Origin of the sequence: Cellulomonas taurus, assembly GCF_012931845.1 — a bacterium.
Classification (GTDB): Bacteria; Actinomycetota; Actinomycetes; order Actinomycetales; family Cellulomonadaceae; genus Cellulomonas; species Cellulomonas taurus.
In genome coordinates, this window is sequence record NZ_CP051884.1 from 2281738 (window position 1) to 2293666 (window position 11929).

An 11929-nucleotide genomic window follows, 5' to 3' on the forward strand; every position below is an offset into this window, starting at 1 on the left:
CGCTCACGGCGCCACGATGGGGCCGTAGGCGTCCGGGCGGCGGTCCCGGAAGAACTGCCACCGTTCGCGCACCGTGCGCATCTGCTCCAGGTCCAGATCCCGGATCAACAGCTGGTTGTCGGTGCGCGAGCCGACCTCGCCGATGTACTCCCCGTCCGGTCCCACCGCGTAGGACGAGCCGTAGAAGTCCACCGCTTGGTCGCCGTACTCGTTGTCCTCCAGCCCGACCCGGTTGTTGGCGATCACGAAGTACCCGTTGGCGACCGCCGCGGCCGGCTGCTCGACCTCCCACAACCGGTTGGAGATGCCCGGGGCGGTGGCGTTCGGGTTGAACACGATCTCCGCCCCGTTCAGCGCCAGCACCCGCCAGCCCTCCGGGAAATGCCGGTCGTAGCAGATGTTGACGCCGATCTTCCCCACCGCCGTCTCGAACACCGGGTACCCGAGATTGCCGGGACGGAAGTAGAACTTCTCCCAGAACTTGGGCAGGTGCGGGATGTGGTGCTTGCGGTAGGAGCCGAGCAGGGTGCCGTCGGCGTCGATCACCACCGCCGTGTTGTAGAGCACCCCGGGCTGGTCCTCCTCGTAGATCGGCAGCACGATCACGATGCCCAGCTCCTTGGCCAGCGCACTGAACCGGTCGGTGGTCGGGCCCGGGATCGTCTCGGCGTAGTCGTAGTAGCCGGTGTCCTGCGTGATGCCGAAGTACGGGCCGTAGAACAGTTCCTGGAAGCCGATGATCTGCGCCCCGGCGTCGGCCGCCTCACGGGTCCAGTCCTCGTGCAACCGGATCATGGACTCCTTGTCACCGGTCCAGGTGGCCTGGGTGAACGCGACCCGCACTGTCATGTCAGCACCTCTCGTCATCGTCCGCCGCCCGGGGTGGCGGTGGTGGTGAGGAATGTGACTCTGGGGCTTGGACATTTCGGCGGCGTATCGCCCCGTTTCGGCGCCGAGAACGTTCGTGACGTGCGGGTAAACCTTTCGACCGACCCGGTTCCACCGGTGTTTCGGGCCCGCACGATGTCCGGCATGGACGTCGCCCGCCACATCCAGGACCGCAGCCCCCGGGGCATCGCCGCCGCCATCTCCCGGCTGGTGCGGAGCGGCGAGCTGCGACCCGGCGACCGGCTGCCGACGGTGCGCGCGCTGGCCGCCGACCTCCAGGTCAGCCCGGCCACCGTGTCCAGTGCGTGGCAGGCGCTGGCGACGGTCGGACTGGTGGCGGCACGGGGCCGGGCCGGGACGGTGGTGCTGCCCGAACCCTCCGCGTGGCTCCCACCCCGATACCGGGAGATGGCACCCGGCACCGACACCCGGCGCACCGATGTGCTCGACCTGTCCACCGGCACCCCCGACCCCGCGTTGCTCCCGCCCCTGGGCCCCGCCCTCGCCCGGGTCGCGGCTCACTCGCCGGCAGCCGCCACCGCCAGCTATCTCGGCTCCCCGTTGATCGACCCGTTGGAACGACTGTTGCGCGCCTCCTGGCCGTTCCACGCCCCGCGGCTGACCGTGGTGGACGGCGCGGTGGACGCGATCAGCCGCACCCTGGAACAGCTCACCGGCTTCGGCGGGCGGGTGGTCGTGGAGGACCCGGGCTTCCCCCCGGTGCTGGACCTGTGCGACCACCTCGGGCTGGAACGGGTGCCGGTGCCGGTGGACCGCGCCGGGATGTCACCGACCGGGCTGGCCCGCGCACTGCGCACCGACCCCCAGGTGGTGCTGCTGCAACCCCGGGCGCACAATCCCACCGGCGCCTCGATCACCTCGACCCGCGCCCGGGAGCTCGCCGCGGTGCTGCGCGCGCACCTCGCCGCGGGAGGCGAACTCACCGTGATCGAGGACGACCACTCCGGGCAGATCGCCTCCGGGTCGGACGTGTCGATCGGGCAGCACCTGCCGGACCGGGTGGTGCACATCCGGTCGTACTCCAAGTCGCACGGGCCCGACCTGCGGATCGCCGCCGTGGGCGGACCGGCCGCGGTGCTGGATCGCCTGATCGCCCGCCGGATGCTCGGCCCGGGGTGGACCAGCCGCCTGCTGCAACGCCTGCTGGTCGACCTGCTCACCGACGGCGACGCGCTGGACGCGGTGGCTCAGGCACGGCGCACCTACTACGCCCGGCAGCGGGCGCTGGTCACCGCTCTGGGTCGGCACGGCGTGAGCCTGGAACCCGGTGACGGGATCAACCTGTGGCTGCCGGTGGCGGACGAGGCGGCGGCGCTGGTGCTGGCCGAGGCGGCGGGGGTGCGGGTGGCTCCGGGTCGGCCCTTCAGCGCGCGCGGCGACGACCACGTCCGGGTCTCGCTGGGGGCGCTGCCCGGGGACCCGGCCGTGATCGACCGGATCGCCCGGGTGCTGGCCAGTGCGGCGGACGCCCGACACACCGCTGACACACGCCCGGCGTAGGCTGGACGCCGGAACCGAGCCGGATCGTGGCTCGGATGCCGCCGCCCGGTGAGTGGGCGACGCGACCCGGTGCCGATTTGCGCCGACTCCCCCGACTTCCGCGTCCCTCCCTGGAGAACCCTTCCGTGCGCATCCGCCCGGCCCTCGTCGTCGTGCCCGTCGTCCTCGCGCTCAGCGCCTGTGCCGGCGGCGACTCGACCGACTCCGCCGCCCCGTCCGCCACCAGCACCACCGGCACAGCTGCCGCCTTCACCCCGGTCACCGTCGACAACTGCGGCACCGAGGTCACCGTCGACGCTCCCCCGCAGCGGATCGTGACCATCAAGTCCACCGCCACCGAGCTGCTGCTCAGCCTCGGGCTGGCCGACCGGATGGTGGGCACCGCCTTCGCCGACGGCCCGCTGCCGGACGACCTGGCCGCCGACGCCGCCGACATCCCGGTGCTCTCCGACAAGGTGCCCGGCCAGGAGGCGCTGCTCGCCGCACAGCCGGACTTCGTCTACGCCGGGTGGGAGTCCAACTTCAGCGCCGACGGGGCGGGCGACCGCAGCACCCTGCAGCAGCTCGGGATCGGCACCTTCGTGTCCCCGGCCGCCTGCAAGGAGGCCGACTACATGCCGGACCCGCTGACCTTCGACGGACTCTTCGACGAGATCCGCGAGACCGGGTCGCTGTTCGGCGTCGATGACCGGGCCGACGAACTGGTCACCGAGCAGCAGGCGACCCTGGACGCCGTCACCCCCGCCGAGGAGGGCACCACCGCGCTCTGGTACTCCTCCGGCACGGACACCCCGTACGTCGGGGCCGGGATCGGTGCGCCGCAGATGATCCTGGACGCCGCCGGACTGACCAACATCTTCGCCGACGTGCACGACACCTGGACCTCGGCCGGGTGGGAGCAGATCGTCGCGGCCGACCCGGACGTGATCGTGCTGGTCGACGCCGACTGGAACACCGCCCAGTCCAAGATCGACCTGCTGGAGTCCAACCCGGCCACCTCGCAGCTGTCCGCCGTGCAGCAGCACCGGTATCTGACCCTGCCCTTCCCGGCCACCGAGGCCGGGGTGCGCAATGTGGATGCCGTGGTCTCGCTCACCGACCAGCTCGCGGAGCTGAACGGCTGAGATGACCGCCCTCGCCACCCCCACCTCGACACCGGTGCGTCGCCGCGCACCGTTGTCCGTCGTGCTGCCGGTCGGGGTGGTGTTGCTGGTCGCGACCGTGCTGGTCTGCGTCACCATCGGCCCGGCCGACCTGGGTGTGGCGGATGTGGCCCGGTCGATCGCCGGGCACCTGGGGCTGGGGTCGCGGGATGCCCTGCCGGTGCTGTCCGACGCGATCGTCTGGGAGCTGCGACTGCCCCGGGTCCTCACCGCCGCGGCGGTCGGCGCCGGGCTCGCCCTGGCCGGTGCCGTCATGCAGTCCCTGACCCGCAACCCGCTGGCCGACCCGTACCTGCTGGGCCTGTCCTCCGGTGCGTCGCTCGGTGCGGTGGCCGTGCTGATCCTCGGCATCTCGCTGCTGCTGCCGGTGGCCGCGTTCGCCGGGGCACTGGCGGCGCTGATCGCCACCCTGTCCCTGGCCCGGGTGGGCGGCACCCTCACGCCGGGCCGCGCCGTCCTGGCCGGACTGGCGGTGTCGCAGCTGGCGGCGGCGGGCACCTCCTTCGTCATCTTCTGGTCCGCCACCGGCGACTCCTACCGCGAGATCCTGAACTGGCTGCTCGGGTCGCTCGCCGGGGCCAGCTGGCGGTCGGTCGCCATCGCCGGGGTGGCGGTGGTGCTGGTCGGGCTGGTGCTGATCGGGTCGGCGACCCGGCTGGACGCCTTCGCCTTCGGCGACACCGCCGCGGCGGCGCTGGGCATCGACGTCGACCGCACCCGATGGACGCTGATGACCCTGGTGGCGTTGCTGACCGGCGCGATGGTCGCGGTCTCCGGCTCGATCGGCTTCGTCGGTCTGGTGCTGCCGCACGCGGTGTCGGCGCTGACCGGCCCGGCGCACCGGCGCCTGCTGCCGGTGGTCGCCGTCACCGGAGCGATCTTCCTGGTCTGGGCCGACACGCTCGCCCGGACCCTGTTCGACCCACGGGAGCTCCCGGTGGGCATCGTCACCGCACTGATCGGGGTGCCGGTGTTCGCCGTGCTGCTGCGCCGACGGAGGGGGAACGCATGGACCTGACCATCGACGGCGCCGGGGTCTGGCTGGGCGGCCGCTGGGTGGTGGACGGCGTGCACGCCACTCCCCCGTCCGGCGCCCTGACCGGGCTGCTGGGGCCCAACGGCGCGGGCAAGTCCACCCTGCTGCGGATGATCGCCGGGCTGCTCGACCCCGAGGCCGGTGCGGTGCTGGTCGACCACGGCGCGGTGCACGACCTGCCCCGTCGGGAACGTGCGCGCCGGATCGCGCTGCTGGAACAGGAGTCGAGTTCCACCGTGCCGCTCACCGTGCGCGAGGTGGTCGCCCTCGGCCGGATCCCCTACCGCACCCTGTGGGGCACCGACGCCGCGGACGATGCCGTCGACCGTGCGCTGGTCGCGGCCGGTGCCGACCACCTGGCCGACCGCTCCTGGGACGCGCTGTCCGGCGGCGAGCGGCAGCGGGTGCACATCGCCCGTGCTCTGGCCCAGGAACCCGAGCTGCTCCTGCTGGACGAACCGACCAACCACCTGGACGTGGCGGCCCAGCTGTCCCTGCTGCGGTTCGTGCGCGACCTCGGCCGCACCACCGTCGCGGCGCTGCACGACCTCAATCTGGCCGCCGCCTACTGCGATCACGTCCTGGTGCTGTCCCAGGGCGTCCTGGTCGCCGCCGGGGACCCGCGCGACGTGCTCACCCCCGACCTGGTCGCCCGGGTCTACGGGGTGGACTGCGAGGTCCTGGTGCACCCGCGCACCGGCCGCCCCGTGATCGCCTTCGGCGACGCCCCCACCCTCGCCGTCCCCGAAGGAGTCCGATGAAGCTCACCGTGCTGTCCGGCGGCGTCGGCGGCGCCCGGTTCACCCGCGGCCTGCTCGCCCACCTGGCCGACACCCACCCCGGTTCCGAGGTCACCGTGATCGCCAACACCGGCGACGACATGTGGCTGCACGGCGTGCGGGTCTGCCCCGACCTGGACACCCTGATGTACACCCTCGGCGACGCCGTGCACGAGGACCAGGGCTGGGGCCGGCGGGACGAGACCTCCCGGGTGTCCGCCGACCTCGCCGCCTACGACGTGGGCTGGGACTGGTTCACCCTCGGCGACCTCGACCTCGCGACTCACCTCGCCCGGACCCAGTGGCTGCACGAGGGTCACACGCTCTCCCAGGCCACCGAGCGCCTGACGGCCCGCTGGCGGCTCGCCGACCAGGGCGTGCGCCTGCTGCCGATGTCCGACCAGCCGGTGGAGACCCATGTCGAGGTCGACGGCGGGCTGATCCACTTCGAGGAGTGGTGGGTCCGGCACCGTGCCGCACTGCCCGCCCGCCGATTCGTCCAGGTCGGGCTGGAGTCGGCGGAACCGGCACCCGGCGTCCTGGCGGCGATCGCCACCGCCGACGCCGTGCTGCTGCCGCCGTCCAACCCGGTGGTGTCGGTCGGCACGATCCTCGCGGTGCCCGGCATCCGCGACGCGCTCGCCCGGACCGATGCGCCGGTGGTGGGCATCTCCCCGATCATCGGCGGCGCACCGGTCCGCGGCATGGCGGCCGAGTGCCTGGCGACCATCGGGGTGGCGGCGACGGCCGAGGCGGTGGCCCGGCACTACGGACTCCGGTCCGACGTGGCAGCGACCAGCGGCGTCCCCACCAACGGGACCACGACCGGCGGCGCCCATACCGACGGGACGGCGACCACCGATGTCCGGACCGACGGGGCGAGGTCGGCGGCCGGGATCCTGGACGGCTGGCTGGTGGACACCGCGGACAAGGACGCCGCCGAAGCGCTGGCGTTCGACGGCTGGCGCACCGCGGCGACCGACACGCTGATGGTGGACGTCCCGGCCGCGGCCCGGATCGCGGCGGAGCTGCTGGCGCTGGCGGGGCGCTGAGCACCTGCGTCTGACCGCCCGGCGCTCACTCCCAGTCGATCGCCTGCAACACCGGCCACGCCCCGTCCGACCAGTTCGCGATCACCGTGCCGGTGACCCCGGTGCTCGGCCGGTGCCAGGTCCGCGCCGACACCCCCGCGTCATAGCCCTCCAGCAGCACCGTGTCGGACTGCTCGCCCAGCCAGAACCCGCGCCCGTACCGCAGCCCCTCGTCCGGCACCTCGCTCACCGGCGTCGTCAACGCCGCCAGGGTCTGCGCCGACACGATCCGGCCGCCGACCACCGCCGACCAGAACGCCGCCAGATCCGCCGCCGTGGACACCGCCCCGCCGTCCCCGCTGCCCCGCACCGGCAGGTGCAGCACGTTGGTGCGCGACCCGTCCTGGTCCAGGTAGCCCGGCGCCACGTCGCCCGTCGGCTCGTCCGTGCGCGGGTACCCGGTCGCGGTCATGCCCGCCGGCCGGAACACCCGCTCCGCCACCCAGTCCTGGAACGGCATCCCGGTCACCCGCTCGACCACCAGCGCCAGCAGCACGAAGCCCGCGTTGTTGTACCGGAACACCTCCCCCGGCGACTCCTGCTGCGGCCGGCCGTCCAACACCGGGAGGAATGCCTCCGTGCAGTCCAGCCGGTGCACCGGCAGGTCCAGCACGTAGTCGGTGATCTCCCCCTCCGACTCGTCCAGGTAGTCACCGATCCCCGACCGGTGCGCGAGCAGCTGCCCCACCGTCACCCGGTCGTCCACCAGCGGCAGGTCGGTGCCGAGCACCGGCCGCACCGGGTCGTCGAGCCCGATCCGCCCGTCGTCGACCAGCGCCCCGACCGCGAGCGCCGTGAAGCCCTTCGCGATGCTGGCGACCCCGAACCGGTGCTCGGCGGTGGCCTCGATCCGGTGCGCCCGATCCGCCAGTCCGTACCCGCGGGCGAAGGTCTCCCCGTCGTGGTCGACCCGGATCACCCCGCTGAAACCGGAGTCGAGGGCGGCGGCGTCCAGGGCGGCGGCGATGGCGGAGGTCATGCCCCGACGCTAGGACACACCCCCGGTCCCGGACCACGGAATTGGCAGCGGGGCGAGCCGGTCCAGCAGCGCCTGGGTCCGGCCGCCGACGCGTCGCTCGATCACCCGGGCCAGGTCGGCGGGCACATCCACGTCCTGCCGCAGGGTGGGCAGGTCGAGGTCGAGCGGCCGGTAGCCGAGCTCTTGGTGCGCCGCTGCGGACCCGACGCCGAACCGGGAATCGAAGGCGACCCCGGAGCCGACCGCCAGCAGCGTCGTCCCGCTGCCCTCCGCGTCCGCGAGCATCGCCCGGCCCGACCCGTCGCCCGCCGTCGCCGCGGCAGCCAGCGCCACCGCCAGCTCCTCGGGGTCCAGCCCGGGCAGATCACCCAGCAGCACGGCGCACGGGGCACCCGGTGCCTCGGCCCGCGCCCGCCGCACCCCGGCCGCCGCCGCCCGGTCCAGCGCCGCCCACCCGGTGTCGCCCACCTGCCCCGGTGGCTCGGCCAGCACCCCGACCCGGGGCAGCCGCCCAGCCGACGCGGCGACCACCGGATCACCGGTCACCACCAGCACCCGCGCCACCGCCGCGCACCCGGTGACCGCCTCCACGGTGTCCAGCGCCATCGCCCGGACCAGCGCGGCACGGGCACTCGGTTCCAGCACATCCGCCAACCGGGTCTTGCCCCGGGTGGCCTCCTTCACGGGGACCACGACCACCCAGCGACGACTCGACACGGGGCGAGCTTAGGCCGCCCCGTCCCCTGCACCCACCGGTCGGACAGCGGCGGTGCGAGGATGAGCCCATGCCCCTGTGGATGACCGGCGATCCCGCCGCCGACACCCTGCTGGACACCGACCCGTTCGCCCTGCTGCTCGGCATGCTCCTGGACCAGCAGGTCGCAATGGAGACCGCCTTCGCCGGACCGGCCAAGATCGCCGACCGGATGCACGGCCTGGACGTGCGCCGGGTCGCCGACGCCGATCCCGACGCGTTCGCCGCGCTGTGCGCCACACCCCCGGCGGTGCACCGCTACCCGGGGTCGATGGCCGGTCGGATCCAGGCGGTGGCCCGGGCCGTGGTCGAGGACTACGACGGCGACGTCACCCGGCTGTGGACCGAGGGCGACCCGGATGCGCGCACCGTGCTGAAGCGGCTGAAGGCGCTGCCGGGGTTCGGCGACCAGAAGGCGCGGATCTTCCTGGCCGTGCTCGGCAAGCAGCGTGGCGTGCAGCCGACCGGGTGGCGCGAGGCGGCAGGCGACTACGGTGACGATCAGTTCCGCTCCATCGCGGATGTCACCGACCAGGAGTCGCTCGGTCGGGTCCGGGCCACCAAGCAGGCGGCGAAGGCCGCCACGAAGAAGGCGTCAGCATGATCATCGTGACCAGCAACGAGGTTCCGGGCTACCGCATCCAGGCGGTGCTCGGTGAGGTGATGGGCCTGACCGTGCGGTCGACCAACTTCGGCCAGAGCTTCACCGCGGGCTTCCGCGCGATCGGCGGCGGTGAGATCCCGGAGTACACCCAGATCATGTACGAGTCCCGGCACGAGGTGATGCGCCGGATGACCGATGAGGCGACCCAGCGCGGCGCGAACGCCATCGTGGCGATGCGCTTCGACACCGATTCGATCGGGCAGTTCTCCGAGGTGTGCGCCTACGGCACCGCCGTGATCGTCGAGCCGATCCCCGGCGGGCAGCCAGGTGCCACCGGCCAGTCGGCGCAGATCGCGGGCCAGGGCTGAACGACCTCCGGCGCTAGGGCTGGCGCCGCACCCGTTCGGGAGCTGCGCAGGCTCGCGACGCGCTCGGCCAGGCGGCGCTCACTGAGCGTCGACCCCGGCTGCTCCGCCTTCGCTCACCCGCTGCCATCGCGTGAGGTGATATCGCCACCCCTCCTCGTGTTCGGCAGGCAACGCGGAGGGAACGTGAGCCCGGGAGAACCCTGTCTCGGTGAGCGTCACCGTGGTCGACCGCCCGTTCGCGACGAGCTCGATCACGACGTCGAGGGGGCGCTCCCACCCCCGCTCGGTCCAGCTGAATCCGAGCACCCGAGGCTCATCGCATCGCGTGACGCGTCCGGTCGCAGTGATCTGGCGGCCTTCCTCGACCCAGATCTCGACCAGCGGCGAGCCGACCACAGCCTCGAAGCGCATCTCGGGCCACCACGCGTCCCGCCCCGTCGTCAGGAACAGCCAGACGACCTCGACGGGCGCGGCGACATCCGTCGTCACCGTCACCATGTCACGAGGCACAGGAGACACCCTAGCCACTGGCGACCCGTCCTAGGGCCGCGCCTCGACCCCCGCCGCTCCGTCCGCGTAGCCCCGGGTGTAGGCCTCGACGGTCCCCTCGCGGAACATGTCCTCCGGCCCGACCCGCACCAGCACCCGTGCGCCCGGACCGTCGTCGTCGGTGACCGCGTGCCCCATGCCGCGCACCACCGCCACCGGCCGCCCGGTCGCCTTGCCCTTGACCAGTTCGGCGGCGGCGGCGATCTCGTCCGCGAGCGCCGCCATCGACACCTCGAGTCGGCGGCCGTGGGTGTCGGTGCTGCCGCGCAGGTCGTCCAGCACCCGGACCCCGGCGGCGCCGATCGCGATGTCGGTCTGCCCCTGGCGCCAGGTGCGACCGGCGGTGTCGGTGATGAGGACGCCCAGCCGGACGCCGAAGCGCTCGGCGAGGGCCGCACGCAGGGCGCGAGCGGTGGCGTCCGGGTCGACCGGCAGCAGCAGGACGGTGCCCTCGGCGGTGTTGGAGGCATCCACCCCGGCGGCCGCCATCACCAGCCCGAGCCGGTTCTCCACGATCCGGGTGATCCCGCCGGGATGCGCCCGGCTGGCGACCACCCGCACCGTCTCGGCGGTGATCGCGTCCTCCCGGTCGGTGGCGGCGACGATCCGCCCTTCGGCCTTGGACACGATCTTGCTGGTCACCACGACGATGTCGCCGTCGGCCAGCGGGGTGCGACCGGTCAGAAGGTCACCGAGCAGTGCGCCGAGGTCGTCACCGGGTGCGACCTCGCCCAGACCGTCCGGCGCCCAGGCCGACAGGACCGCGGTCACCGGGTGAGCTTCGGCAGCACCTCGCGGCCGAAGACCTCGATCCACTCCCGCTGGTTGCGCCCGACGTTGTGCAGGTAGATCCGGTCGAAGCCCAGGTCGACGTACTTCTGGATCTCGGCGCGGTGCACGTCGGGGTCGGCCGAGATGATCATCCGGCCCTCGAAGTCCTCGGGGCGGACCAGCTTGGCCATCTGCGCGAAGTCGAAGGGCGAGCGGATGTCGCCCTTGGGGAACTTCATCCCGCCGTTGGGCCATTCGGTCATCGCGTTCGTCATGGCCTGCTCGTCGGTGTCCGCCCAGGACAGGTGCAGCTGCAGCACCTTGGGCAGCTCCTGCGGGTCACGGCCGGACTCGCGGACTCCCTCGTCGAACTTCCCGAACAGTCCGCTGATCTTCTCCAACGGAGCACCCACCGTGATCAGGCCGTCGGCGTGCTTGCCGGCCCGCTTGGCGGTGACCGGACCGGCGGTGGCGACCAGGATCTCCGGTGCGACCTCCGGCATGGTCCACAGCCGGGTGGACTCCAGCTTGTAGAACTGGCCGGAGTGCTTGACGTCCTTGCCGGCGAGCGAGGCGGCGAACAGCTTCTTGATGATGTCGATCGCCTCGAACATCCGGTTGATCCGCTCCGGAGCCTCCGGCCAGTACCCGGCCACGATGTGCTCGTTCAGCGCCTCGCCGGAACCCAGTCCGAGCCAGTGCCGACCGGGGTACATCGCCGCCAGGGTCGCGGATGCCTGCGCGACCATCGCCGGGTGCCAGCGGAAGGTCGGCGCCGTCACCCCGGGGCCGAGGTCGCCCGTCGTGCGCTCGCCCAGGGCGGTCAGCACGTTCCAGACGAACGCCGACTGCCCCTGCTGCGGCACCCAGGGCTGGAAGTGGTCGGCCGCCATCGTGCCGAGGAAGCCGTGCTGTTCGGCATAGGCCGACAGCTCCACCGCCTCGGTCGGGTGGAACTGCTCCAGCATTGCCGCATACCCGACCTGCAAGCCCTCAGCCACGAACGTCCTCCTCGCGATCCAACCGTTCCTGCGAGCCTACGCGCGGGTGCTCCCGGCCAGCACGCCCGCGGTGTGCAGGTCGTGACCGACAGCGCCCACCGTGGTCTCGAAGATCTCGTTCGACCGGGCAACACCGACGGCGCCGGCCATCATCCCGTTGCCGCTCTCCCGCTCCAGCCGGGCGACCAGGTTGCCCTGGTGCTCGAAGAAGCCGACCGTGAACGTGAGGCGCTGGGACGCCTTCCCGGCGAAGGCGCCGAGCCAGAACGTCTTCGCCTTGCTGCCCCGGCCCACCGTCCAGCCACCGTTCGGCAGCTCCGCCTCGACGGCGAAGCCCTGGCGAGCGAGCGCGTCGCGCAGCAGGGCCTTGCCCGCGTCGTGCGGTCCGGTGATGAAGTAGTCGACGACGGCCATGGGTGCTCCTC

Annotated in this window: 14 protein-coding genes; 7 read left to right on the plus strand and 7 right to left on the minus strand. The window is 72.8% G+C overall.

Annotated elements, in window-relative coordinates; translation table 11 throughout:
- Positions 1–3: 3 nt before the first annotated feature.
- Positions 4–849 carry a nitrilase-related carbon-nitrogen hydrolase gene (locus tag HGK68_RS10565; protein ID WP_169165927.1) on the minus strand — a complete coding sequence of 282 codons (846 nt, stop codon included), beginning with the start codon at positions 847–849 and terminating at the stop codon, positions 4–6.
- A gap of 183 nt (positions 850–1032) precedes the next feature.
- Here HGK68_RS10565 and HGK68_RS10570 point away from each other — a divergent pair, with 183 nt between their 5' ends.
- The 5 genes from HGK68_RS10570 (at position 1033) to cofD (ending at position 6439) form a co-directional block, all read left to right on the plus strand.
- Positions 1033–2409, plus strand: coding sequence for an aminotransferase class I/II-fold pyridoxal phosphate-dependent enzyme (locus HGK68_RS10570; protein ID WP_169165928.1), 1377 nt, complete (start codon positions 1033–1035; stop codon positions 2407–2409).
- A gap of 125 nt (positions 2410–2534) precedes the next feature.
- Positions 2535–3533, plus strand: a complete 999-nt coding sequence (locus HGK68_RS10575; RefSeq protein ID WP_246260288.1) for a putative F420-0 ABC transporter substrate-binding protein — start codon at positions 2535–2537, stop codon at positions 3531–3533.
- A 1-nt stretch (position 3534) separates the two neighbouring features.
- Positions 3535–4590, plus strand: a complete 1056-nt coding sequence (locus HGK68_RS10580) for a putative F420-0 ABC transporter permease subunit (RefSeq protein WP_206155738.1) — start codon at positions 3535–3537, stop codon at positions 4588–4590.
- Complete coding sequence (locus HGK68_RS10585; RefSeq protein ID WP_169165930.1) at positions 4581–5369, plus strand: putative F420-0 ABC transporter ATP-binding protein; 789 nt, start codon at positions 4581–4583, stop codon at positions 5367–5369. Before HGK68_RS10580 ends, HGK68_RS10585 begins: the two co-directional genes overlap by 10 nt.
- A complete protein-coding gene (gene cofD / locus HGK68_RS10590; RefSeq protein WP_169165931.1) occupies positions 5366–6439 on the plus strand; it encodes a 2-phospho-L-lactate transferase in 1074 nt (357 codons plus the stop codon). Before HGK68_RS10585 ends, cofD begins: the two co-directional genes overlap by 4 nt.
- Before the next feature lie 25 nt (positions 6440–6464).
- On the opposite strand, the gene HGK68_RS10595 is transcribed toward cofD, so the two are convergent.
- Positions 6465–7457 carry a serine hydrolase domain-containing protein gene (locus HGK68_RS10595; RefSeq protein ID WP_169165932.1) on the minus strand — a complete coding sequence of 331 codons (993 nt, stop codon included), beginning with the start codon at positions 7455–7457 and terminating at the stop codon, positions 6465–6467.
- Between the two features lie 9 nt (positions 7458–7466).
- Positions 7467–8174: a 2-phospho-L-lactate guanylyltransferase gene (cofC, locus tag HGK68_RS10600; protein ID WP_169165933.1), complete on the minus strand. Its 708-nt coding sequence runs from the start codon at positions 8172–8174 to the stop codon at positions 7467–7469.
- Positions 8175–8242: 68 nt separating this feature from the next.
- Here cofC and HGK68_RS10605 point away from each other — a divergent pair, with 68 nt between their 5' ends.
- Together HGK68_RS10605 and HGK68_RS10610 are read left to right on the plus strand one after the other, a co-directional pair.
- Positions 8243–8815, plus strand: a complete 573-nt coding sequence (locus HGK68_RS10605) for an HhH-GPD-type base excision DNA repair protein (protein WP_169165934.1) — start codon at positions 8243–8245, stop codon at positions 8813–8815.
- The gene (locus tag HGK68_RS10610) at positions 8812–9183 is read left to right on the plus strand and encodes a YbjQ family protein (protein WP_169165935.1); all 372 of its coding nucleotides are present in this window, start codon (positions 8812–8814) and stop codon (positions 9181–9183) included. The genes HGK68_RS10605 and HGK68_RS10610 overlap by 4 nt, the downstream gene beginning before the upstream one ends.
- 78 nt (positions 9184–9261) lie before the next feature.
- Here HGK68_RS10610 and HGK68_RS10615 read toward each other — a convergent pair whose 3' ends face one another.
- From HGK68_RS10615 to HGK68_RS10630, 4 genes are all read right to left on the minus strand, one after another.
- Positions 9262–9693, minus strand: coding sequence for an SRPBCC family protein (locus tag HGK68_RS10615; protein ID WP_246260289.1), 432 nt, complete (start codon positions 9691–9693; stop codon positions 9262–9264).
- Positions 9694–9723: 30 nt separating this feature from the next.
- Positions 9724–10503, minus strand: coding sequence for a coenzyme F420-0:L-glutamate ligase (gene cofE / locus HGK68_RS10620; protein ID WP_246260291.1), 780 nt, complete (start codon positions 10501–10503; stop codon positions 9724–9726).
- Positions 10500–11471, minus strand: coding sequence for a TIGR03557 family F420-dependent LLM class oxidoreductase (locus HGK68_RS10625; RefSeq protein WP_169167073.1), 972 nt, complete (start codon positions 11469–11471; stop codon positions 10500–10502). The genes cofE and HGK68_RS10625 overlap by 4 nt, the downstream gene beginning before the upstream one ends.
- A gap of 69 nt (positions 11472–11540) precedes the next feature.
- Complete coding sequence (locus tag HGK68_RS10630) at positions 11541–11918, minus strand: hypothetical protein (RefSeq protein WP_169165936.1); 378 nt, start codon at positions 11916–11918, stop codon at positions 11541–11543.
- Positions 11919–11929 lie beyond the last annotated feature (11 nt).